This window comes from Kitasatospora sp. NPDC096147, from assembly GCF_044763225.1.
Lineage (GTDB): Bacteria > Actinomycetota > Actinomycetes > Streptomycetales > Streptomycetaceae > Kitasatospora.
The window spans coordinates 229,525-251,918 of sequence record NZ_JBIWFX010000009.1; the positions used below are offsets into that span (position 1 = coordinate 229,525).

Below are 22,394 nucleotides of genomic sequence, written 5' to 3' on the forward strand. Positions count from 1 at the left end.
CCAGGAACCTCGCAGCCACCCACCCGGTCGGCCCCCAACTCCCCTTCTCCGTAAGGCAGTAGCCATCGACCTCGGGCAGGGCGACAAGGGGTGAGACGGCCGTTCCCCACCGGCCGCGCCGTGTGTAATGTCACATGCCATGAAACCCTCATTCGGTGCCGCCATCCTGGTCGTCGGCACTCTCCTGTCCACCCTCTCCGCCGTCCCCGCCCAAGCCCTCGACGCTCGTACCCTCGACGCCCAAGCCATCGACGCCGGGTGCACTGTCACCGCCCCCGCCCAACGCGGCGTCGAGGAGCGGCGGTTGGCCGATCCCCGGAGCGCCGACCTGGTGACCCGGGGCGGCCTGGCCGGCTTCACCGCCCGCTTCCCCGCCGCCCTCTGCTCGGTCCGCACCGTCCGGGAGGCCGAGGAGCTGGTCGACGCCTGGGGCACCGCGCTCTGGGAGTCGGCGGTCAACCGCGCCCAGGGCCGCCGCCCCGGTGGCGACCTGGCGCTCGGCGACGACCGTCCGCTGTACTGGGCGCGGCTCGCCATGGTCGACCAACTGAACGGCTGGCAGCCGCAGTTCGCCGTCGACACCACCGCGCTGCGGGCCCGCTTCGAGGACGCCTCGCGCGGCCTGAAGGAGAACGAGTTCAGCTCCGCGGCGGGCCTGAAGCGCATCTTCGTCAGCGGCTTCGACCCGTTCGGCCTCGACGGCGACCTGCGCACCGCCAACCCCTCCGGCTCGGCCGCGCTCAGCCTGAACGGGCGGCGGGTCACCCTGGACGACGGCTCGGCGGCCGAGATCCGCGCGGTGATGCTGCCGGTCCGCTACGGCGACTTCGACCGGGGCATCGTGGAGCGCGCCTACGGCCCCCGGCTGGCCGCCGGCCCCCGGGCCGCCGACCGGATCACCTCGATCAGCCAGGGCTACCCGGGCCTGTTCACGGTCGAGGAGTGGGCGGGCCGCGCCCGGGCCGCCGACCCGTACCCCGACAACACCGGCGCACTGTCCGGCGGCACCTACCAGCACCCCGTGGTGGCCCCCGGCATGGGCCCGGGCCCGGAGTTCATCCGCACCACCCTCCCCGGTGCCGCCCTGGAGCAGGCCACCCAGACCCCCTACCCGGTGCTGGTGAACACCGAGGTCACCGAGATCCCGGCGGGTCAGTCCGCACCGGTCGACCGCGCCGACGGCCCCACCCCCGGCTCCCGCGCGGTGGCCGGCGGGGGCGGCAGCTACCTCTCCAACGAGGTCGCCTACCGCAGCAACCGCCTCCGCCAGGAGCTCCGCCCCGACCTCCCCGGCGGCCACCTGCACACCCCCGTGCTGACCGGCCTCCCCTACGACCGCACCCAGCTCACCGGCCCGGTCTTCGAGCAGAACGAGGCGGCCATCACCGCCGAGGTCCTGGTCCTGCTCAAGGCCGGCTGGCGCGGCAACGGCTGACGCGTCCTCAGCACGTCTGCCGGTCCACCACCCGTCCCACCGGCGGCCACCGCTGTCCTCCGGTGAGGTGAAAAAGTAGTACGAGGAGGGCGAGGCGACCCGGCCCCGGCCGGACAGCGGGTGACCCTGAGGCATCCTGCGGCCCCTGTGCCGTGTCCCCCAGGTCTGGAGCCCGCCCATGAGACGCCTCGCCCTCCCCGCACGCGCCCTCCCCGCCCTCCTCCTCACCACCGCCCTCGGCCTCGCCGCCGCACCCGCCGCCCACGCGGCCCCCGGCGACAACGGCACCGTGAAGATCCACAAGTCCACCACGGCCACCACCGACCCGAGCGACGAGCCCAAGGTCTGCAAGTTCTACGTCGCCGGGCTCAACTTCGACAGCATCCAGCTCGTCACCTACTCCATCTCCAAGCAGCCCGACGACGGCAACCCCGACATCCCGGGCCAGGTCGTCCTGGCGAGCGGCCAGGGGCGCTCGATCGACTACGCCCTCCCCGACGGCCAGTACAAGCTGGAGTGGACCTTCGCCGGCGAGAACGGCAAGGCCAAGCAGAAGGTCTTCAAGGTCGACTGCCCGCCGGGCTCCGACCTCCCGATCAGCAGCGCCCCGACCGGCAAGCCCACGCCCACGCCCAGCGCGAGCTCCAGCGCGGGCACGGGTGCGGGCGGCGGCAGCGGCACCGGCTCCGACTCGCTCCCGGTCGGCGGCGTGGACGCGGGCGGCGGCGGCAGCTGGAGCGGCCCCAACGCGGCAGAGATCGCCGGGGGTTCGGCCCTGCTGATCGGCGCGGCGGCCGTCAGCGTCCGCCACCTGCGGCGCCGCGCCGCCCGTCATGCCGAGGGCTGAGCACTCCACCGTCCGCTGCGGCCCCGGCGTCCTCACCGCCGGGGCCGTGGCGGTGGCCGTGCTGCTCGGCGGCTGGCTGGTCCACGACGGTGCCGGCACCACCGGCTCCCCGCCGCCACCACCCGTCGCCGCCGACGCCGGGGCCCGCTCACCCTTCCCCATCGCCTACGCGCCCGCGCTGCCGCCCTCCCCGCCGACCCGGATCCGGATCCCCTCGATCAAGGTGGACGCCCCCGTCTCCGGCCTCGGCCTGGACGCCGCCGGTCATCTGACGTCCCCTCCGATGACCGAGCGCAACCTGGCCGGCTGGTACCGGGACGGCGCCGCCCCCGGCGCGGACGGCACGGCCGTCGTCCTCGGCCACGTCGACAACCGCACCGGCCCGACCGTCTTCCACCGCCTCGGCCTGCTCCGCCGGGGCGACACCGTGGAGATCACCCGCCAGGACCACCGGACCGCCGTCTTCACCGTCACCGACGTCCGCACCCACCCCAAGACAGCCTTCCCCACCGAGGCCGTCTACGCCGCCACCGGCCACCCCGAGCTGCGCGTGCTCACCTGCGGTGGCCGCTTCGACCGCAAGGCCGGCGGCTACGACTCCAACGTGGTGGTCACGGCCCACCTCACCGCCACCCGCTGACGGACCGCCAACTCCCGGAACCCGCACGGGTGATCCGCCCCGAAGGGGGTAGGCGCGGACCGGTGCGTCGGACCGACCGGGTCCGACGCCGTCCGGAGGGAGCCCTACGGTGGGTATCGGTGGCTGCATTCTCCTGTTCGCCGCAGGAGCCATTCTGACGTTCGGTGTGGACTGGGAGCTCTCGGGCGTCAACCTGAACGTGGTCGGCATCATCATGATGATCGCCGGGCTGCTCGGCCTGGTGGTCTACGCCCGGGTCTACCGGCGCCGCCGCCTGCTCGGCAGCGTCGAGACCCCGGTGGTCCGGGAGCGCTACCGCGAGGAGATCTGACGGGCACCGAGCCGGCCGCGCCCCGACGCCCCGCGCCGCCGCGCCGCCCGCTTCCCGTCTCCCGCCCGCCCCGGCCCTGAACTGCGGGCCTGGGTTCCGAGCCCGGGCTCCGGGCCTGAACTCGACCCCGGGGCACCGGCCTTGAGGCACAGGCTCCGAGGGCCCCGCCCCGGAACCGTCCCTGAGCTCCGGCCCGGCGATGGCCGGAGGTCCGACGCCCCGTCAGCCCTCCGGCCGTCCCCGGAGGGCGGGGACGTCGGCCGAGGGCACCGTCGTCCCGGGCGCCTCCGGCCGGGCCGCCCAGCGCCGGATTCCCGCCACGTCGACCCCGAACGGCGGCTCCGCCTCGAACGGCGCCAGCCCCTCCGCCGCCCGCGCGAGCAGCGTGGCGGCGCCCTTCGCATTGCCGCGCGCCGCGTGCGTCAGCCCGACGGCGTACTGGGCCAGCGCCCGCCAGAGCGCCCGCTCCGCTTCCGGCGCCGTCTTCCAGCGGTCCTCCAGCACCTCGTGCGCGTGGAACGGCCGTCCGGCGTCCAGCAGTTGCTGCGCCTCCCGCAAGGTCTCCCCGCCCGTCCGCAGCACCCCCTCCGGCTGCCTCGGCGCCCCCTGGCTGCCGTACGGCAGCGGCCGTCCGAGCCCGTCCCGGGGCCGCCCGTTCCGGGCCCGCCCCTGCGCGTCCCGGTCCCGCCCCGGCCGCCCGCCGACCCGTCGCGGCACCTCGTCGTCCTCCCGGTGCCCGCACTCGGCCCGCAGCCGCCCGCACTCCGCGCAGACCTCACTCACCCAGCACGCCGCCTCGCCACCCTCGGGCTCCCGCTCCGTCATGCCGCCATTGTCCCGCGCACCGGCCGGCCCCGGCGCCCGCACCCCCCGGTGGCCGACCTGCCGTCAGCCCTACACTTCCTCCCCGGCGCGTGCGCCGCGGTTCACCACCGTCCCCGACCCGTCCGAGGTTCACCCCGGCCCGGGCCGGGGGACGCCCGTCCACAGACGCAGCACCTCGCAACCTCGCACCGATCCTGGGGGGATCATGCACTCCACCACCGCCCGGCCTGCCACCGCGCGCAGACCCGGCCTCGGCGCCGGCTTCGCCACCGGCCTCCGGGCCGTCCTGAGCACCGCACTGCTGGCCGCCGCCGGTCTCCTCGCCCTGCCCGCCACCCCCGCACAGGCCGCCGGCCCGGCCGGTGCGCCGCTGCCCGGCACGGCCGGGGTCCACCTCGGTGCCGGCACACCCGGTCCCGCCGACAAGGAGTGCGCGCTGCTGCGCCCCGACCTCGCCGCCCCGCTGGCGCCGACCCGCTCGGCGCTCGCCTCGGGCTGCTGGGCCACGGCCATGACGGTCGATCAGGCGGGCGCGGTCTACTTCGCCGCCTGGGACGGGCGCCAGGTGCTCAAGGTGGACCTCGCGGGCACCGAGACCACCATCCCGCTCGACGGCCCGGGCGGCGTGGTCGAGGACCTGGCGGTCGGCCCGGACGGCTCGATCTACCTCGTCCGGCAGGCCGGGGTCGCCCCGCACCTGTACAAGTTCGACCCGGCCGGGCGCTTCGTCCGGCAGATCCACCCGGACGCACCCATCTCCCCCGACGAGTCGAGCCTCTACTCCGTCGCCGTGGACGCTGCGAACAACGTCCACGCCACCGGGCTGGATCAGAAGCTGTTCATCCTCCCGAGCGGTGGCACCGTCTTCAGCTGGCGCACCGTCAACACCGCCGTCGGCGGTGGAGTGGACGGCCCGTACGACACGGTGCGGCTCGACGGCGCCGGCAACGTCTACGCCATCCCGCTCGACGGCCGTCCGGCCCTCCGGCTGCCGCAGGGCGACCGCTCCGGCGCCACCACCGTGCCGATGGGTGGGGTCACCCGCGGCGGCAGCGCCCAGGAGGTCGCCTTCGACGCCTACGGGGTGCCCACCGTGGTCAGCCCGGACGGCGCCGCGTACCGGATCACCGCCCAGGGCCCGGTCCGGATCGAGACCCGGGGCCCGGTCGACTGGGTGGCCGCTCCCCCGCAACGGCCGCTGCCCGCACCGACGGTGGCCCCCGCGAGCTGGAGCGACTGGGACTACACCGCCCACCGTGCCACCGCCACCCTGCGGGTCACCACCGCCGCCTCCTCCGACAAGCTCCGGCTGACGGCCCGCGCACTCGATCCGGTGACCGGCCGTCAGCTGGCCGCCGCCGACGGCAGCTGGCAGGGCGGGACGTCCGGATCGGTCCGGTTGACCGGCCTCGACCCGGCGGTCGCGTACCGCTTCCAGGTGGCCACCACCGACACCGCGCTGCTCGTCACCAGCCCGGCGGGCGAGCCGAACGGGCTCGAACTCTCCGGCTACGGCGGCAAGTGCGCCGGGGTGACCACGGGCGGGCCGGCCGTCACCGTGCAGCCCTGCGGCACCGCCGCCACCGCCGTCGTGCCGTCCGAGGACGGCCGGATCAAGATCGGCCCGTCCGGCTGTCTGGACCTCCAGCCCGGCGGCGCGGGCTGGAACAGCGCGCCCGTCCACGCCCGGCCCTGCGACCCGGCCTCCGAGGCCCAGCGCTGGACGCCGTTCCACGGCGGCTACCGCAACCTGGCCGCGAACAAGTGCCTGGACGACTACGCCTTCCAGACCGCCGACGGCTCGCCGATCGTGGTCTGGCCGTGCGGCAACGGTGCGAACCAGCAGTGGAGCCCGCTGCCGCTGCTGCCGACCGTCGGGGACCTGGCCACCGTGCTGAACGCCTACAAGTGCGCCGACTTCGGCGACGCGGCGGCCGGGCGCGGCCTGGTGCTCCGGAGCTGCAACCGCACCGACGCCCAGCGGATCACCGTCGCGCCGGCCGGCCCGTCCACGCTCCGGCCCGGCGACCGGGCCGTCAGCCTCCGGGTGAAGAACGGCATGTGCCTGGACGTCGCGGCGGGCGGGGCCCGCTGGAACGGTCCCGACATCCAGACCCGCCCCTGCGACCCCGCCTCCGACACCCAGAAGTGGGCGCAGGAGCCGGACGGCCGCTGGCGCAACCTCGGCACCGTCAACGAGAACGGCAGCGGCCAGTACGTCGAGCGCTGCATCGCCGACTACGCCTTCGGCACCGCCGACGGCAACCGGCTGGTGTCCTGGACCTGTGCCACCGCCAACGACAGCACCCGCTGGTACACCAACACCTACCGCGAGTACCGCCCGGTCTTCACCAGCGCCGCCACCACCGACCTGTCGACCACCCGTCAGTTCACCGTCGCCACCGACACCACGCGCACCGGCGGCGACACCCCGGCACTCACTGCGGACCAGACCTGCGACTCGGTGTTCGCCTTCCAGGACCGGGGGAACGGCACCGCCGACCTGATCCTGCGGCCCACCGACGACCACGGCACCTGCACCCTCACCGTGACCGCCCGCAACCTCTCCGGCAGCACCGTGCAGCGCCTCACCGCGACCTACTGACGCCCAGGCACGCACGGCTTCGGGCCGGAGCCGTCCCGGCTCCGGCCCGGGCCCCACCGCCCGGGCCCTCCCGGCGCGATCCGTCCCGGCGCGATCCGTGCAGACGAACTCGACTCATGCGAACGCGAGTTCGCGGAAGCGGTTCCGGACGGTGGTCATCGGCTCGCGGTCGCGGGTGACGTACACCTTGTTGGTCAGCAGCACCGCCCACCGGCCGAGCCGGGGCGAGACCCACATCCCGGTGCCGGTGAACCCGTAGTGCACCCAGACGTCCTCGGCCTCCCCCGTGCCGGGGGCGGGGTACCAGAACAGCCCCCGGGCCGGCTCCAGCCCGCCGGTCCACACCCGCAGCGACTCCGCCGTCCAGGCCGCCCCGAAGCCGGTCGGCCGGGCCGACGGCGCCAGCAGGTGGCGCAGGAACAGCCCGAGGTCCTCGGCCACCGAGAAGACGCCCGCGATCCCCGCGACCCCGCCGAGCAGCCGGGCCGACGGGTCGTGCACCACACCCTTCCAGCGCAGGCCCGCCTCCTCGTCCCACTCGGTCGGCGCACAGCGTGCCGCCACCGCCTCCGGCAGCGGGCCGAACCACGTCTCCCGCATCCCGAGGGGCCGCCAGATCCGGTCCACCGCCAGCACGTCGAGCGTCTGGCCGGTCAGGTACTCGGCCAGGTACCCGAGGATCAGCGCGGCCCGGTCGGTGTAGTCCACCGCCTCACCCGGCGGCCGGTGCAGCCGCTCCCGCAGCACCCCCGCCCGGATCGCCACCGGATCGGTCCCGTACGACACCCGCAGCCGGGCGTGCAGGGGCAACCCTGCCGTGTGGGTCAGCAACTGCCGCGCCGTCACCTCGCCGAGCGGGGCCCCGGCCACCTCCGGCCAGGACGCACCGAGCGGGCGGTCCAGTTCGATCCGCCCCTCCTCCCACAGCGTGCCGACCACCGACCAGACCGCCAGGATCTTCGTCAGGCTCGCCAGGTCGAAGACGGTGTCCTCCCGCATCGCCTCTCCGGGCCGCTCCGGATCGAGCACCCCGGCCGTGCCGCCGACCCGGAGGCCACCCACGTCACCGACCGCCCACACCGCGCCGGGGAACATCCGCTCCCCGACCCCGTCCGCCAGCAAGCGCCGGATGCCCGCACCGTCGACCGTCATCATCTCCTCCTCCACTCCCGTCTCCGGGTCACCAGGTGCAGCGCTCGCCCTGCGCATCGAGGGAGTCGGAGAGCAGCGCCGTGGCCCCGTCCGCCCGTTCGGGCAGCGCGAAGCACCGCCCGCCGATCCGAACCACAACCCGCAGTTCCGACCCCACGGTCATCTCCTCCGGCACTCCGCCGCTGCCTTCACCACACTTGTCCCACTACCCGCCATTCCCCGTCGCGGATCTCCAGCCGTGCCCCGTCCCTGATTGCTCCGGCCGCTCCCCCGGCGGTCACCGCAGGCACTCCGGCCTCCCGGAGACAGATCGCCAGGTGACAGAGCAACGGGGCCTCCTCGCACACGAACCCGGCACGGGCGCGGTGCCGGCCGGCTGTACCGGCGGCCCGGTGGAGCAGCTCCGGGCCGACACCACCAGCCGGCGCTGGATCCTCCCCGACAGCCGGCCGCGTGCTCCTGACCCCACGTCACCACCCCGCGTCGGACGGGGTCACGGCCCGGGCGGCCGTGACCCCGTCACCGGGCTACGCCGACCGCGCCCGCCGCACCGCGAGCACGGACGCGCGCGCCGCCGTCGCCGACGGACGCCGCGCGGCGTCGACCGCGCCCGGGCCGTGCAGGGTGAAGGCGAAGTCCCGGTGGGCCTTGGCCTCCGGGGCGAGCGGGAGGTCGATCCGGCCCTCCCCGACCAGGCGGCGGACCTCGCTCCGGCTGAGCCCGAGGCCGAGGGTGAGCAGGCGCTCGGCCCGGACCGGAACGGGGAGGTCGAAGCGGACCTGCACCTCGAAGTCCCGTGGATCGTCCAGGGCGTAGAGCGGCATCCGGGTGTCCAGCTCCCAGGTGCCGGTCCAGTCGAGGCGGTATCCGGTCTTCGCGGCGAGCGCCGCACTCATCGTCAACTCCCCTACCACAGCGGCAGAGTTGTTCTCGTAGGCGATCAGCCGGGCCGGGTCGATCGCGGACACGTGGGTCCGCTCGTGCACCGGCACCTTGGAGGTCCGGTCGCAGCCCGCGCAGCTGAGCAGCAGCCAGACATCGAGCAGCTTGCCGCTGGCGTTGACCCGGATCCTGCCGGACGGGCGGTGCCGGGTGGCGGGGCAGTCCGGGCAGGGCCGGACGACGGAGGGCAGGCCGAAGCGGCGCACGGCCCAGCGGGCCTTGCGGTTGGTATGCATGAGGTGGTCGCTCTCTGGACCCGGCGGCCGGGCGCAGCACGGGCCGCGCCTCCGCCGGTTGACGGATGCTCAGGAAGGGTGCGCCTCACCGCCCCGGGGCGGACTCGCCGGAGCCGGGGTCGGGAGCGCGGAGGGTGGTCGCCACGTGGGGCAGCCGTCACTTGTCCATGGCGCGATCCTGCGTGCCATCCGCCGTCCGGGCAAGTGGTTTTCCGGCCCGGCGGGCAGGTCAGGAGTAGTGGCCGCCGCTGACGCCGGCCAGCGGGTCCGCCACCTCGGTGAGCAGCTCGGCGCCGTCGGAGCGGACACTGTTGACGGCGGTGCCCACCGGCCGGATGGCCAACTCGGCGGCGGGGGTGGAGAGCAGAGCGCGCAGCTCGTCGGGCGCGGAGAGCTCGGGGTCGAGCCAGGCGTCCAGGTGGTCGGGATGCAGGGTGACGGGCATCCGGTCGTGCACCCGGCCGGCCGCGTCCACCGCCTCGGTGGTGAGCAGGGTGCAGGTGACCAGCCAGGCGGCCGGGTCGTCGTCCTCGGCCACCGCGCGGTCACGCCAGTACTCGTACAGGCCGGCCATCAACAGCGGTCCGCCGTCCGGGCGGTGGAGGTAGTAGGGCTGTTTGAAGGCCTTGCGGCCGTCCGCCGCCGCGACCGGCTTCCACTCGAAGTAGCCGTCTCCGGGCACCACGCACCGCCGGGCCGCGAACGCCTTGCGGAACGACGGCTTCTCGTGGGCCGTCTCCACCCGCGCGTTGATCAGCCGCGCCGCGCCCTTCGCGTCCTTGGCCCAGGACGGCACCAGTCCCCAGCGCAGCGCCTCGACCCGCCGGGTCAGCTCACCGGTCCCCCGGTCCACCCGCTCCAGCACGGCCGCCACCGGGTCGGTGGGCGCCACGTTCCACGACGGTGCCAGGCTCTCGGCCGACGGCCAGACCACGGCCCGCAGCAGCTCGGCGATGTCCGACGGGCTGGAGGTGGAGACGAAGCGACCGCACATGCGTCCCATCCTCCCCTCCCGCACCCCGAGCCGTCAGCAGAACCGCCGAGCCCCGAGAGCGTGGCGTCCCGGTGGAACGGGCGCCCACCCACCGGTCGGCAGCACGGACCGCCCCGGTCACTTCCCGCCGCGCAGCTCCCGCGTGTGCGTGAGGAGCTCGGTGAGGGTGCGGGCACCCGTCAGGCCCGGCAGCTTCTCGGCGCCCTCACCACGCAGGTCGTAGAGGGCGGCATCGCCCAGCTGCCTCCCCCGCGCCAGGGTCGAGGCGTGGTGTGCACCCAGGCCGACGAAGCGGGTGCCGCGGCCGAAGGCGGCCTGCACGTTCCGACGCATGTGGAACTCGCGCCAGGTCCGCAGCCGCCAGGCCTCCTGGTCGGCCTGCGTGGTGAAGCCCGCGCCTCCTCCGCTGACCTCCTTCGACAGGACCGTGGACAGCCAGTCCCCCGTGCGGGACGCGAAGCGGTGCAGCGGTGACCAGACCTCGGCATCCCGCAGCAGGTCGTCGCCGGAGGAGGCGGGCGATCCCAACGAGGTCATGAACGAGTCGAGTTCGGGCATCAGGTCGAACCAGGCCGCCCCGAACGCGGACTCGTCGGACTCCGCCCGCCTGCCGGTGGCGACCAGGAAGCTCTCGCCGGGCAGCGCCTCGTCCTGGGCCAGCGCCCAGGCCAGCCGCAGCGCGTACCTGGTGGCCGCCCACACGTGCGCGGGCTCGGTCAGGCTCCTGAGCCCCCGCTGCGCCTCCGGCGTGCCGGCCGTGCCCGGGTCCGCGGCGAGGCGCAGCTGCGTCCTGAGCGCGAAGAGCGGCGGCGCGATCTTGGGCAGCAGGGACTCGACGCCGTAGCGACCGAGCTTCTCGGGCGGTGCGGCGAGTTGCAGGGTCTTCCGGAAGAACCCGCCGAGTTCGTGGTGGTAGGCGGCCCGGAGGTGGTCACCGAAGGCGTCCGCGTCGGCGAGCAGCGACTCGTCCACGAAGTCCCGGATGCCGAGGCACGGGATGAGGTCCGCGAAGCGCAGCTGGTGGTGCTCCTCGGCGAAGACCACGTTCCCCGTGACGGGGACCCGCACCCAGACCTGCTCGTCACCGAGGAGCAGGGTGCCCAGGTGGTCGGTGCGCCCCTGGAGGTGCGCGAGCAGTTCCGCCTCATCCTCGTAGTCGCGGACCCACTCGTCCGCGGCCCACGCGGCAGCGGCCGGGATGCGGGCGAGCTGCGCCGCGTCGAACCGATGCCCCTTGATCCAGATCATGGAAGACCCCCGTCGTCGGCGGCCTCCCCACAGCCCCCGCCGGACCGCCCCGTTTCCTCCGTACTGTCTACCGCCCCACCCGACCCGTTGTCGAGCCTCCGCCCCGGCAACCGCGATCCGCCGCAAGAGTGATGACGGACCGTCAGAGCCGGTCCAGCCACACGGTGTGCGGCGTGCCGTCGGCGGCGTGCACGGTGAGCCCGACCACGCCGGGAAGCGGACCACCGGGGACGGTGAAGGTCTCCGTGCTCTCACTCACCCGCCCGTCGGAACCGCCGCCGGCGGAACGGCGCTCCACCTCCTCACCGCGCCAGACCAGCCGGGCCGGACGGTAGGTCCGGTCGGCGGTACCGGGGTCCGGCGGGTGGGTGCGGATCACGGTCACCGATGCCAGGCCCGGTCCGACGCTGACGGCGGTGTGCCAGGCGGTGCGACCGCCGATCTCGGGCAGGGGCCCGGCGGGGCCGTACACGGCGTACTCGTGCTGACTGTCCACCAGCCCACAGTAGGCACCGTCAGCGCCCACCGCCGGGTCCGCCACGAGGCACCGACGGCAGCCCCCACCGGCGGGGCGCGTGCACTGCCGGGATTGCGGCGACCGAGCCCCCGGGCCGCTCGGGCGAAATCCGGTACGCCGCCGCCTCCCCGGCACCCTAGGATCGCCCGGCCGGTACGGGGCGGGAGCCTCAGGAGCCAGGGGGACGGATGGGCAGCAGCAGGGCGGTGGTCGGCGCGGTGAACGCGCTGGCCGCGCGGTGGGCGTCGGTGGCGGTGGCGGAGGGGCGGAACACGGTGTTCTCCCCGGTGGGGGTCTGGCCCCTGCTCGGGCTGCTGGCGGACGGGGCGGGCGGGGACGCCCGGGAGGAGCTGGCGGAGGCGGTCGGGCTGCCGGCCGGGGCCGCCGCCGAGGGGGCCCGGCAGCTGCTGGCGGAGCTCGGCCGGATGCCGGGGGTCGCCGCGGCGGTGGGTCTGTGGACCGACCGCCGGGCGGTGCCGGAGCCGGCGTGGGTGGCCGCCCTGCCGGAGGCCACCCTCGGGGAGCTGACCGGTGACAGCCGCCTTGACCGGACCCGCCTCGACGCCTGGGCCGAGAAGGTGACGAATGGTCTGATCCCGTCCATGCCGGTGGATCTGGACGAGCAGACCCGGCTGGTGCTGGCCAGCGGCCTGAGCCTGCGCACCCGGTGGATCCGCCCGTTCTACGAGGGCCTCTGCCTGCCCGAGGTCGGCCCCTGGGCCGACCGGCACTGGGCCGGGCTGGACCGGACCACCGGCCTCCTGGACCGGGCGGCGGTGCTGCGCGGCGAGGCCGGGGCCGTCACCGAGCTGTCCGTGCTCGGGTACGACGACCTGGAGGTCCGGCTGCTGCTCGGCGAGGAGGGCCGGCCCCCGGCCGAGGTGCTCCGGACCGGGATCGCGGCGCTCTCCGGTCGCGGGGTGGAGCGGGTCACGGCCGACGTGGTGCCCGCCTCGGAGGCCGGTCCGGGCATGTACCTCGAGCACCGGCGGAGCTGGCACCCCGATCCGCTCCTGAACGCCAGGACGGTGTCCTTCGGGTTCGAGGCCGAGCACGACCTGCTCCGGCCCGCCGCACCCTTCGGCCTCGGCGCCGCCTCCGACACCGCCCGGGGCCATTTCCCGGGCATCAGCCGCAGCGAGCCGCTGGCGATCGCCTCGGCCCGCCAGCGGGCGATCGCCTCCTTCCGGGCTAAGGGCTTCGAGGCGGCGGCCGTGACGGCGCTGGGGATGGCCGGCGCCGGGCTGGACACCCGGCGCCCGCCGTACCGGATCCGGGACGTGACCGTCTGCTACGACCGCCCGTTCGGCTTCCTGGCCATCCACCGGCACTCCCGCGTGGTGCTGGCGGCCGGCTGGGTGGCCGAGCCGACCGCCTACCGGGAGCCGCTCGACTGACCGGGGCACCGAGCACCCAGCACCAACCGGCGGGAACCGACCGCCCGGCCCACCACCCGTCAGCCGTCCGCAAGTTGGCGCTCCAGGTCGGCCGGCACGCGGTAGCACGGCAGCACCTGGGCGAGCGAGGCCTCGGGCTCCCGGCCCTGCCGGATCGCGGCGACGAACTCGCGGTCCTGGAGCTCGATGCCGTCGGTCGAGACGGCCACCCCGCTCAGGCGCCGCTCGACTGACCGGGGCACCGAGCACCCAACACCGACCGGCGAGAACCGACCACCCGGCCCACCACCCGTCAGCCGTCCGCAAGTTGGCGCTCCAGGTCGGCCAGCACGCGGTAGCACGGCAGCACCTGGGCGAGCGAGGCCTCGGGCTCCCGGCCCTCCCGGATCGCGGCGACGAACTCACGGTCCTGGAGCTCGATGCCGTCGGTCGAGACGGCCACCCCGCTGACGTCGACCGGCTCCTCGTGGCCGGTGAGCAGGTCGTCGTAGCGGGCCAGGTAGGTGCCGGTGTCGCCGATGTAGCGGAACGAGGTGCCGAACGGGCCGTCGTTGTTGAACGAGAGCGAGAGGGTGCAGAGGGCGCCGTTCGCCGCCTTGAGCTGGACCGAGAGGTCCATCGCGATGCCCAGCTCGGGGTGGAGCGGGCCCTGGAGGGCGTGGGCCCGGACGATCGGTGAGCCCGCCTGGTGGGCGAACAGGTCGACGGTGTGGGCGGCGTGGTGCCAGAGCAGGTGGTCGGTCCAACTCCGCGGCTGCCCGAGTGCGTTGAGATTGCTGCGGCGCAGGAAGTAGGTCTGCACGTCCAGCTGCTGGAGGGTGAACTCCCCGGCCGCCACCCGCTGGTGCACCCACTGGTGACTGGGGTTGAACCGGCGGGTGTGCCCGGCCATCGCGACCAGGCCGGTCCGCTGCTGGGCCGCCACGCAGGCCTCCGCGTCGGCCAACGAGGCGGCCAGCGGGATCTCCACCTGGACGTGCTTGCCGGCCGCCAGGCAGGCCAGGGTCTGGGCGGCGTGCAGCGGGGTCGGGGTGGCCAGCACCACCGCGTCCACGTCGTCCATGGCGAGCACCGCCTCCAGGCCGTCGACCGCCCGCCCGATGCCGTGCTCCTCGGCGAACCGCCGCGCGGCGTCCTGGCCGGAGCTGGCCACCGCCGTCAGCTCCACGCCCTCGATCCGCCGGAGCGCGGCGGCGTGCTTGGCACCGAAGGCCCCGCCGCCGGCCAGCGCGATCCGCAGGGGCTGCTGCTTGCTCATGGTCACTCCTCCTCGGCGGGCCCGGCGGCCCGCCCGTGGTCGGTCAGGATCAGGTGGCCGACGGCGGTGTTGGACGCCGGCACGTGGTAGAAGCGGTGTTCCTCGGTGACGGAGCCGCCGTCGTCGACGTCGCTCAGCGCACCGCGCGCGATCAGCCACATCACCAGCTCGATGCCTTCCGAACCGGCCTGTTCGACGTAGTCCAGGTGCGGGACGGCGGCCAGCCCGGCCGGGTCCTCGACCAGCCGGTCGAGGAAGGCGGCGTCCCACTCCCGGTTGATCAACCCGGCTCGCGGGCCCTGGAGTTGGTGGCTCATCCCGCCCGTGCCCCAGACCTGGACGTCCAGTGGCCGGGGGTAGGAGGCGACGGCCCGGCGGAGCGCGCGGCCGAGCGCGAAGCAGCGCGCGCCGGAGGGAACCGGGTACTGCACCACGTTGACGTGCAGCGGGATCACCTTGCAGGGCCAGCGCTCCACCTCGCCGAAGACCAGCGAGAGCGGCACCGTCAACCCGTGGTCCACCGGCAGCTCCTGGGCCAGTGTCAGGTCGAAGTCCGCCCGGATCAGCTCGTGCGCCAGGTGGGCGGCGAACTCCGGATCCCCCTCCACCTCGGGCACCGGCCGCGGGCCGTAGCCCTCGTCGGCGATCGGGAAGGACGCGCCGGTGCCGAGCACGAAGGTCGGGACGAGGGAGAGGTCGAAGGCGCTGGCGTGGTCGTTGTAGACCAGGATCACCACGTCCGGCACGTGCTCCCGGGCCCACTGCCGGGTGGGCTCGTATCCGGCGAACACCGGCTGCCAGTAAGGCTCCTGGGTCTTCCGGTGGTCCATCGCCGCACCGATGGCGGGCACGTGCGAAGTGAACAGCGCGGCCGAGACCGAGGCGTGCGGCCCGCCCGGGGCGGCCGCGTGGGCCGCCTCCAGCACGGCGTGGTCCAGCCGCTCCCCCGCCGGGCGTCCGCCGCGCACCATCATCTCGCGGTACTCCGCCTCGGTCAGGCCGGTCATCGATCCCGCCATCTGCTGGAACGAGAGGCCCAGCGTGGCACCCCACTTGGCGAGGAAGTAGATGTTCCCGCCCTCCGCGATGGCGGCGTTCAGGTCACGTGCCAGCAGTGCCCGCCGCTGCTCCTCGCGCAGCGGCCAGGCGTCCAGGTAGGCCCGCTCGTCGGCCAGGTAGGCGGCCCGGTTCTCGGCGGTGGTCAGCGACATGCAGAACTGGTTGAGGTGGTAGCCCTTGGCGGACTGCTCGGCGTCGAAGATCGTGGTGCCCGGCACCCGCCGGTACGCGCGCTCGTCCATCCCTCGTCAACTCCCTTCTTCTTCGGGCCAGTACAGGCGCATCGGGTTGTCGACCAGCAGCCGTCGGAGCAGCTCGCCGGTCGGTGCGAGGTGGGCCAGGTGGTCGGTCAGCAGGCCGTCGTCCGGCATGTGGCCGGTCAGGTTCGGGTGCGGCCAGTCGGTGCCCCAGAGCACCCGGTCGGGGAACTCCTCCACCACCCGGCGGGCGAACGGCACCACGTCCCGGTACGCGGCCCGCTCACCGTCCACGGCCGGCGGGCCGGTGAGCGAGAGCCGCTCCGGGCAGCCGACCTTGCACCAGATGTCCTCCCGGGCCCGGAGGAAGTCCAGGAAGGCGCCGAACTCCGGGCCGTCCACGTCCTTCGCGACATCGGGGCGGCCCAGGTGGTCGACCACCAGCGGTACCGGGAGGGACGAGAAGAACCCGGCCCGCTCCGCCAGGTCGGCGGCCTCGAAGTAGAGCACCACGTGCCAGCCGTACGGGGCGATCCGCTCCACCACCGCCCGCAGCTCGTCCTCGGGCGTGACGTCGGCCAGCCGGCGGACGAAGGTGAACCGGACCCCGCGCACCCCCGCCGCGTGCAGCTCGCGCAGCTCCGCGTCGGTCACGTCGGGGCGGACCGTGGCCACGCCCCGGGCCCGGCCGCCGGAGCGGTGCAGGGCGTCCACCAGGGCGCGGTTGTCGGTGCCGTGGCAGGTGGCCTGGACGATCACGTTGCGGGCCAGGCCGAGGTGGTCGCGCAGGGCGAACAGTTGCTCGGCCGAGGCGTCGCAGGGGGTGTACCTGCGCTCGGCGGCGAAGGGGAAGTCGGCGGCGGGGCCGAAGACGTGGCAGTGCGCGTCCACCGCTCCGGCGGGGAGGGCGAGCCGGGGGCGGCTCGGTGCGGGGTGCCAGTCCAGCCAGCCCGGGGTCTTTGCGACGGCCTTCGCGACGGTCTTCGCGACGGTCTTCGCGGGTGCGCTCTCCGGTGCCTGCCCTCCGGGCATCCCGCCGGTCTCCTCGGTGGTCGTCTCGACGGTCACGGTTCAGTCCTCGTAGCGCAGTCCGAGCGCGGCCAGCGGGCCGCGCATGCCGTACATGTCCAGGCCGAGCTCGCCCGCGCGCAGCCGCTCGCGCTTGCCGGCCTCGGCGGCCTCCCGCCCGGCCGCCGCCTCGGCGACCGCCGCCGCCCGCTCGCGCGGGACCACCACCACGCCGTCCGCGTCGGCCAGCACCACGTCACCGGGACGGACCAGGGCGTTGGCGCACACCACCGGGACGTTGACCGACCCGAGGGTGGCCTTCACCGTGCCGCGCGCGTGCACCGCACGGGCGAAGACCGGGAAGTCCATCGCGGCCAGGTCGGCGACATCGCGCACCCCGCCGTCGATGACCAGGCCGGCCGCGCCCCGGGCCCGGAACGAGGTGGCCAGCAGCTCGCCGAAGAATCCGTCCTCGCTCTCGGTGGTGCAGGCGGCCACCACCACGTCCCCGGGCCTGAGTTGTTCGGCGGCGACGTGGAGCATCCAGTTGTCGCCGGGCTGGAGCAGCACGGTGACGGCGGTGCCGCAGACCCGGGCACCGGGGTAGACGGGGCGGAGGTACGGGCGGGTCAGGCCGGTCCGGCCCATCGCCTCGTGGACGGTGGCCACGCCGTGGGCGGCGAGGGCGGCCACGGCGGCGGGGTCGGCGCGGGTGATCGAGGTCCGGACGACGCCGAGTTCGGGGTGTTGCACGGGAGCTCCTGACAGGGGGTCAGCGGCCGAGACGGGCGGCCAGGCGGGGGTGGACGCGCAGCGCGTTGCCGGCGTAGACGGCGGCCCGCTGCGGTGCGGTGAGGTGGGGGGTGCGGTCGAGGTACCGGCGGGTGTCGTCGTAGTGGTGACCGGTGCGCGGGTCGATGCCCCGAACGGCGCCGATCATCTCGTTGGCGAACAGCAGCGCCTCGGCGGGCACCACCTCGGTGAGCAGGTCGATGCCGGGGCGGTGGTAGACGCAGGTGTCGAAGTACACGTTGCGGCCCAGGAGTTCGGCCGGATCGGGCCGTCCGAGGGCCTGCGCCAGGCCCCGGAACCGGCCCCAGTGGTAGGGGACGGCGCCACCGCCGTGCGGGATGATCAGCCGCAGGGTCGGGAAGTCGGCGAACAGGTCACCCTGGACGAGCTGCATGAAGGCGGTGGTGTCGGCGTTCAGGTAGTGCGCACCCGTGGTGTGGAAGGCCGGGTTGCAGGAGGTGGAGACGTGGATCATCGCCGGGACGTCGTACTCGACCAGCGCCTCGTAGAGCGGGTACCAGCTGCGGTCGGTCAGGGGTGGGGCGGTCCAACGGCCGCCGGAGGGATCGGGGTTGAGGTTGACCGCGACCGCGCCGAGCTGCTCCACCGCGCGCCGCAGCTCCGGCAGGCAGGTGACCGGATCGACGCCGGGCGACTGCGGGAGCATCGCCCCCATGGCGAAGCGGTCCGGCAGCAGAGTGGCCACCCGGTGCACCAGGTCGTTGCAGATCCGGGCCCAGGCGGCGGAGGCCGAGAAGTCACCGAGGTGGTGGGCCATGAAGCTGGCACGCGGTGAGAAGACCATCAGGTCGGTGCCGCGCTCGTCCATCAGGCAGAGCTGGTGCTGCCGGACGGCCTCGGTCAACTCGTCGTCGGAGAGGACCAGTTCGTCCGGGTCGGGAGCTTCGGTCGGCGAGCCGAGGGCGGCGAGCTGACGATCCCGCCAGGCGGCGAGTTGCGGTGGGGCGGTGGTGAAGTGGCCGTGGCTGTCGATGATCACGGGTGGCGCTCCTGATGACGGGGCGGGGGCTCGGGCGGACGGGCGATGCGGGCAGCGGACGGAGGAACCCGGACCCGACGGCAGCCGCCCCGGGCCGGGGACGGGGACGGGGGCTGGACGGGGGCTGGGCGGGAGGCCCGGCGGCAGGTGACCGGGGCGACCGGCGGCCGGTCAGCGGTCGGTGGCGGACGGCCATCCGGTGTACTGCTCGGCCAGGTAGCGGCGGCCCGCCCGGGTGCCCACCACGCAGTCCAGTTCACCGAGTTGGCGGCGCAGCTCGAACGGGGTGGCGTCCGGCGGGGTGTGCAGCAGCCGGGTCATCCAGGACGAGAAGTGCTGGGCCCGCCAGACCCGGCGCAGCGCGGCCGGCTGGTAGTCGGCCAGCGCCGCCTCCCCCTCCCGCCCGAGCGCACGGAGCAGCACCGGGGCGAGCACCGCGACGTCGTGCAGCGCGAGGTTCAGCCCGCGCGCGCCGGTCGGCGGGACGGTGTGCGCCGCGTCGCCCGCGAGCAGCAGCGATCCCCAGCGCATCGGCTCCTGGACGAAGGAGCGGAACCGCAGGACGGCACGCTCCAGGATCGGCCCCTCCCGCAGGCGGAACCCGTCCTCACCCGCCATCCGGGCCTGGAGGGTGGCCCAGATCCGGTCGTCCGGCCAGTCCTCCGGCCGCCCGTCCGGAGCGCACTGGAAGTACATCCGTTGCACGGTCTCGGTGCGCCGGCTGATCAGCGCGAAGCCGTGCGGCGAGTGCGCGTACACCAACTCCTCGGCGCTGGGCGGCGCCTGGGCCAGGATCCCGAACCAGGCGAACGGGTACTCGGCTCCGTGCCGCACTCGCAGCCGCTCCGGTACCAGCTCCCGGCAGGTGGACCGCGAGCCGTCCGCGCCGACCACGTACCGGGCCCGCAGCTCGTGCCGCGTACCGTCGGCGGCGGTGTAGCGGACCCGGGGCGCGGCCGTCCCGGCGTCCAGCACCTCGGTGTCGCGCACTCCGAAGTGCACCGTCCCGCCGTCCCGTTCGCGGGCCGCGGCGAGGTCCTCGAACACCTCGGTCTGCGGGTACAGCCAGACCGAGGCGCCGACCAGGTCGGCGAAGTCGATCCGGTACGGGCGTCCGCCCACCCGCAGTTCGGTGCCGGTGTGCTCCTGGCCCTCGCGCAGGACGCGGTCGCCCACCCCGGTCTCCACCAGGGCCCGGGCCGCGTCCGCCTCCAGGATGCCGGCCCGGTGGGTGGTGCGGATCTCCGCACGGGTGCGCAGGTCGAGTGCCACGCACTCCACACCCGCCCGGCCCAGCAGATGAGCCAGCATCAGCCCGGCGGGACCGGCCCCGACCACCACCACGGGTACCTCGGTGACGGTGTCGACCGCCTGCACGGACCCCGGCACGGGCGCCGCCACGGACCCCGGCGCGGGCCCCGACACGGACACGGCTGACGCAGGCACGGCGGCTCCCTGGAGGGTGGGGGTTCTGGGTACGCCCCGAACGCTGACACCTGCGGCCCCGCGCCGTCGCCACCCTTTCCGTCAGGCGGAAACCACCGCCCACGGCGCCGCCCGCCCACGCAGGATCGGAGACGTCAGAGCGCCGTCCGGGCCCGCCGCCCCAACTCCTCGGAGATCCCGTGCACCGCCCGCAGCAGGGGTTCGCGCAGCCCGCGCACCCGGTCCGTGCCCCGATCGGTGCCCCGGGCCGCGACCACGATGCCCAGCACCGCCCCGACCGGCCCGGTCCGCCCGGTCCGCACCGGGGCGGCCACCGCCACGGTGGCCTCCTGGAGCTGACGGTCGCTCACGAAGACCTGCTCCCGCCTGATCAGATCGAGCTGCGCCCGGAGCGCGGCGGGATCGGTCACCGTGTGCTCGGTCCAGGCCCGCAGCGGGGCGCCGAGCACCTCCTCCTGGAGCTCCCTCGGCGCGTGCGCCAGCAGCACCCGCCCCATCCCGGTCGAGGCGACCGGGAAGCGGGTGCCGACCATGGTCAGCAGGTCGACCGAGCGGTGCCCGGCGATCCGCTCCACGAAGACCAGCTCGGTGCCCTCGCGGACCGCCAACTGGACGTTCTCGTGGGTCGCTTCGTAGAGGTCCTGCATGAACGGCAGCGCCGCGTCCCGGAGGATCTGGGTCCTCGGGCAGCCGGAGGCGATCTCCCACAGCCGCAGCCCGACGTGCCAGGAGCCGTCCTCGGCCCGCTCCAGCGCGCCCCAGCCGGCCAGCTCGGTGACCACCCGGTGGGCGGTGCTGATCGCCAGGCCGGAGCGGCGGGCGATCTCCGAGAGGGTCAGCGAGGGGTGCTCGCGGTCGAACAGCGCCAGCACCTGGAGGACCTTGCCCGCCGCTGTCACCCGGGTCGTACTCATCCGGCCAGTCTTGCAGACCACCTCCGACCAGCAGCAGAGGCATCCCCGTGAACCACCGGCACCCCACCCTGCTCGGCCTCTCCTCGATGGCCGTCCGTCCCCTGCTCGACGCGCTGACCGCCACACTGGCCGCCGCCGGCCTGCCGGTCCGGTTCGAGGCGGCCGGCGGCGTCGAGACCGCCCGCCGGATCCGGGCGGGCGCCCGCGCCGACCTGGCCGTGCTGGCCCACGACGCGCTGACCGCCCTCCACCGGGACGGTCTGCTCGCCACCGTGCCGCTCCCGCTCTGGGACTCGGACACCGTCGCCGCCGTCCCCGCCGCCCACCCGGCCCGGCCGCTCGACAGCCCGGCCGACCTGCGGACCCTGCTGCTCTCCGCCACCGCCGTCGCCCACTCCACCGGCCCCAGCGGCACCGCCCTGCTCGCCCTGGTCGGCCGCCTCGGTCTCACCGGCCGCCTCACCCTCCGTCAGACCCCGCCCGGCGTCCCGGTCGCGGCGCTGCTGGCGGACGGCACCGCCGACCTGGCCTTCCAGCAGCAGAGCGAGCTGGCCGGCCACCCGGGCGTCCGCCTCCTCGGCCGGCTGCCCGGCGACACCGCGATCACCTCCACCTTCTCGGCTGCCGTGCTCGCCACCGCGCCCGACCCCGAACGGGCCCGCCGCCTGCTGCCGCTGCTGGCCGCCGACGGGGCGTCAGCCCGGGCGCACGGCCTCCGCCCGTCCACCGGCACCGCCGCACCCGGGCCGAATTGAGGTGCGCCCGACCGGCCGTGGACCCGACCATGGACGGATGCTCGCGGACCTGTGGCCGACGTACGGCCTGACCATCCACACGCCCCGCCTGGAGCTCCGCCTTCCCCGGGAGGCCGAGCTCTGCGCCCTCGCACGGCTCGCGGGCGAGGGCGTCCACCATCCCGGCGAACGGCCGTTCCTCACCCCCTGGACCGAAGGGTCACCGGCCGAACGGGAGTCGAGCGTGCTCAGGGGCTTCTGGTCGGACCTCGCCGAGTGGAGCCCGACCGACTGGGGGCTCCAGCTCGGGGTCTTCCTGGACGGGCGCCCACTGGGCCTGGTCGGCCTCAACGGCCGTGACTTCCGGGTGGTCCGCGAGGTCACCACCTGGTCCTGGCTCGGCCTCCCCCACCACGGCCGGGGCCACGGCACCGAGGCCCGCGCCGGTCTGCTCGCCCTCGCTTTCCACCACCTCGGCGCGCACGCCGCGCTCTCCACCGTCTTCCAGGACAACCACTCCTCGCAGGCGGTCTCCCGCAAGCTCGGCTACCGGCCGGACGGCATCTCGGTCGACGCCCGCGGTGACGAGGCCCTGGTCTCCGACCGCCTGCGCCTCACCCGGGCCGCCTGGTCCGCCGGCGACCACCCCACCGTCACCGTGACCGGGCTGACCGCCGACTGCCGGGCCGCGTTCGGCCTCTGACGCCGCTACAGCTCCGGCGGCGATCAGGTCGAGGAGCCGGAGCGAGCGGCCCGGTCGGCTCCGTAGTGGGTCCGGCGGCCTGCACCGGCCTGCTCAGGTTCGGCTCGGAGGACC

General features: G+C 74.9%; 23 protein-coding genes. 8 read left to right on the plus strand and 15 right to left on the minus strand.

All coding sequences use genetic code 11. From position 1 onward, the window contains the following. Positions 1-139 precede the first annotated feature (139 nt). From ACIRBX_RS26780 to ACIRBX_RS26795, 4 genes are all read left to right on the plus strand, one after another. Positions 140-1,435 (plus strand): pyroglutamyl peptidase, encoded by a 1,296-nt coding sequence (locus ACIRBX_RS26780; protein ID WP_402300220.1) that lies wholly within the window; start codon positions 140-142, stop codon positions 1,433-1,435. A gap of 178 nt (positions 1,436-1,613) precedes the next feature. Next, positions 1,614-2,282: a hypothetical protein gene (locus ACIRBX_RS26785; RefSeq protein WP_402300221.1), complete on the plus strand. Its 669-nt coding sequence runs from the start codon at positions 1,614-1,616 to the stop codon at positions 2,280-2,282. Then, entirely contained in the window at positions 2,269-2,922 is a 654-nt protein-coding gene (locus tag ACIRBX_RS26790) for a class F sortase (RefSeq protein WP_402300223.1), read from the plus strand. Before ACIRBX_RS26785 ends, ACIRBX_RS26790 begins: the two co-directional genes overlap by 14 nt. 109 nt (positions 2,923-3,031) lie before the next feature. Next, a complete protein-coding gene (locus ACIRBX_RS26795) occupies positions 3,032-3,253 on the plus strand; it encodes a DUF6458 family protein (RefSeq protein WP_402300225.1) in 222 nt (73 codons plus the stop codon). A gap of 222 nt (positions 3,254-3,475) precedes the next feature. Here the strand turns inward: ACIRBX_RS26795 and ACIRBX_RS26800 are convergent, their stop codons facing one another. Further along, complete coding sequence (locus tag ACIRBX_RS26800) at positions 3,476-4,078, minus strand: DUF309 domain-containing protein (RefSeq protein ID WP_402300227.1); 603 nt, start codon at positions 4,076-4,078, stop codon at positions 3,476-3,478. A gap of 205 nt (positions 4,079-4,283) precedes the next feature. Here ACIRBX_RS26800 and ACIRBX_RS26805 point away from each other — a divergent pair, with 205 nt between their 5' ends. Continuing rightward, complete coding sequence (locus ACIRBX_RS26805; protein ID WP_402300229.1) at positions 4,284-6,683, plus strand: ricin-type beta-trefoil lectin domain protein; 2,400 nt, start codon at positions 4,284-4,286, stop codon at positions 6,681-6,683. Positions 6,684-6,797: 114 nt separating this feature from the next. Here the strand turns inward: ACIRBX_RS26805 and ACIRBX_RS26810 are convergent, their stop codons facing one another. The 6 genes from ACIRBX_RS26810 to ACIRBX_RS26835 form a co-directional block, all read right to left on the minus strand. Then, entirely contained in the window at positions 6,798-7,835 is a 1,038-nt protein-coding gene (locus tag ACIRBX_RS26810) for a serine hydrolase domain-containing protein (RefSeq protein WP_402300231.1), read from the minus strand. A gap of 28 nt (positions 7,836-7,863) precedes the next feature. Then, positions 7,864-7,992: a hypothetical protein gene (locus ACIRBX_RS26815; RefSeq protein WP_402300234.1), complete on the minus strand. Its 129-nt coding sequence runs from the start codon at positions 7,990-7,992 to the stop codon at positions 7,864-7,866. A gap of 370 nt (positions 7,993-8,362) precedes the next feature. Beyond that, positions 8,363-9,013, minus strand: a complete 651-nt coding sequence (locus ACIRBX_RS26820; protein ID WP_402300235.1) for a DUF1062 domain-containing protein — start codon at positions 9,011-9,013, stop codon at positions 8,363-8,365. Positions 9,014-9,242: 229 nt separating this feature from the next. After that, entirely contained in the window at positions 9,243-10,007 is a 765-nt protein-coding gene (locus ACIRBX_RS26825; protein ID WP_402300236.1) for an SOS response-associated peptidase, read from the minus strand. Between the two features lie 117 nt (positions 10,008-10,124). Next, entirely contained in the window at positions 10,125-11,255 is a 1,131-nt protein-coding gene (locus ACIRBX_RS26830) for a hypothetical protein (protein WP_402300237.1), read from the minus strand. A gap of 142 nt (positions 11,256-11,397) precedes the next feature. Further along, positions 11,398-11,751 carry a hypothetical protein gene (locus tag ACIRBX_RS26835; protein ID WP_402300238.1) on the minus strand — a complete coding sequence of 118 codons (354 nt, stop codon included), beginning with the start codon at positions 11,749-11,751 and terminating at the stop codon, positions 11,398-11,400. 209 nt (positions 11,752-11,960) lie between these two features. On the opposite strand from ACIRBX_RS26835, the gene ACIRBX_RS26840 reads away from it, so the two are divergent. Next, positions 11,961-13,169 (plus strand): serpin family protein, encoded by a 1,209-nt coding sequence (locus ACIRBX_RS26840; RefSeq protein ID WP_402300240.1) that lies wholly within the window; start codon positions 11,961-11,963, stop codon positions 13,167-13,169. 59 nt (positions 13,170-13,228) lie between these two features. On the opposite strand, the gene ACIRBX_RS26845 is transcribed toward ACIRBX_RS26840, so the two are convergent. The 8 genes from ACIRBX_RS26845 to ACIRBX_RS26880 all read right to left on the minus strand — a co-directional run bounded on the left by ACIRBX_RS26845 (position 13,229) and on the right by ACIRBX_RS26880 (position 20,843). Beyond that, positions 13,229-13,378, minus strand: coding sequence for a hypothetical protein (locus ACIRBX_RS26845; protein ID WP_402300242.1), 150 nt, complete (start codon positions 13,376-13,378; stop codon positions 13,229-13,231). An 83-nt stretch (positions 13,379-13,461) separates the two neighbouring features. Then, positions 13,462-14,427 (minus strand): Gfo/Idh/MocA family oxidoreductase, encoded by a 966-nt coding sequence (locus ACIRBX_RS26850; RefSeq protein ID WP_402300244.1) that lies wholly within the window; start codon positions 14,425-14,427, stop codon positions 13,462-13,464. Between the two features lie 2 nt (positions 14,428-14,429). Next, entirely contained in the window at positions 14,430-15,728 is a 1,299-nt protein-coding gene (ligA, locus tag ACIRBX_RS26855) for a protocatechuate 4,5-dioxygenase subunit alpha (RefSeq protein ID WP_402300247.1), read from the minus strand. Positions 15,729-15,734: 6 nt separating this feature from the next. After that, positions 15,735-16,751: an amidohydrolase family protein gene (locus tag ACIRBX_RS26860; protein WP_402300249.1), complete on the minus strand. Its 1,017-nt coding sequence runs from the start codon at positions 16,749-16,751 to the stop codon at positions 15,735-15,737. Between the two features lie 3 nt (positions 16,752-16,754). Beyond that, positions 16,755-17,444 carry a 4-carboxy-4-hydroxy-2-oxoadipate aldolase/oxaloacetate decarboxylase gene (gene ligK / locus ACIRBX_RS26865; protein WP_402300252.1) on the minus strand — a complete coding sequence of 230 codons (690 nt, stop codon included), beginning with the start codon at positions 17,442-17,444 and terminating at the stop codon, positions 16,755-16,757. Positions 17,445-17,463: 19 nt separating this feature from the next. After that, positions 17,464-18,483: an amidohydrolase family protein gene (locus tag ACIRBX_RS26870; protein ID WP_402300254.1), complete on the minus strand. Its 1,020-nt coding sequence runs from the start codon at positions 18,481-18,483 to the stop codon at positions 17,464-17,466. A 171-nt stretch (positions 18,484-18,654) separates the two neighbouring features. Continuing rightward, positions 18,655-19,872 carry a 4-hydroxybenzoate 3-monooxygenase gene (locus ACIRBX_RS26875; protein ID WP_402300256.1) on the minus strand — a complete coding sequence of 406 codons (1,218 nt, stop codon included), beginning with the start codon at positions 19,870-19,872 and terminating at the stop codon, positions 18,655-18,657. A 191-nt stretch (positions 19,873-20,063) separates the two neighbouring features. Next, positions 20,064-20,843 (minus strand): IclR family transcriptional regulator, encoded by a 780-nt coding sequence (locus ACIRBX_RS26880; RefSeq protein ID WP_402300259.1) that lies wholly within the window; start codon positions 20,841-20,843, stop codon positions 20,064-20,066. A gap of 47 nt (positions 20,844-20,890) precedes the next feature. Here ACIRBX_RS26880 and ACIRBX_RS26885 point away from each other — a divergent pair, with 47 nt between their 5' ends. Together ACIRBX_RS26885 and ACIRBX_RS26890 are read left to right on the plus strand one after the other, a co-directional pair. Then, a complete protein-coding gene (locus ACIRBX_RS26885; protein ID WP_402300261.1) occupies positions 20,891-21,598 on the plus strand; it encodes a molybdate ABC transporter substrate-binding protein in 708 nt (235 codons plus the stop codon). A gap of 37 nt (positions 21,599-21,635) precedes the next feature. Further along, a complete protein-coding gene (locus ACIRBX_RS26890) occupies positions 21,636-22,280 on the plus strand; it encodes a GNAT family N-acetyltransferase (protein ID WP_402300263.1) in 645 nt (214 codons plus the stop codon). Positions 22,281-22,394 lie beyond the last annotated feature (114 nt).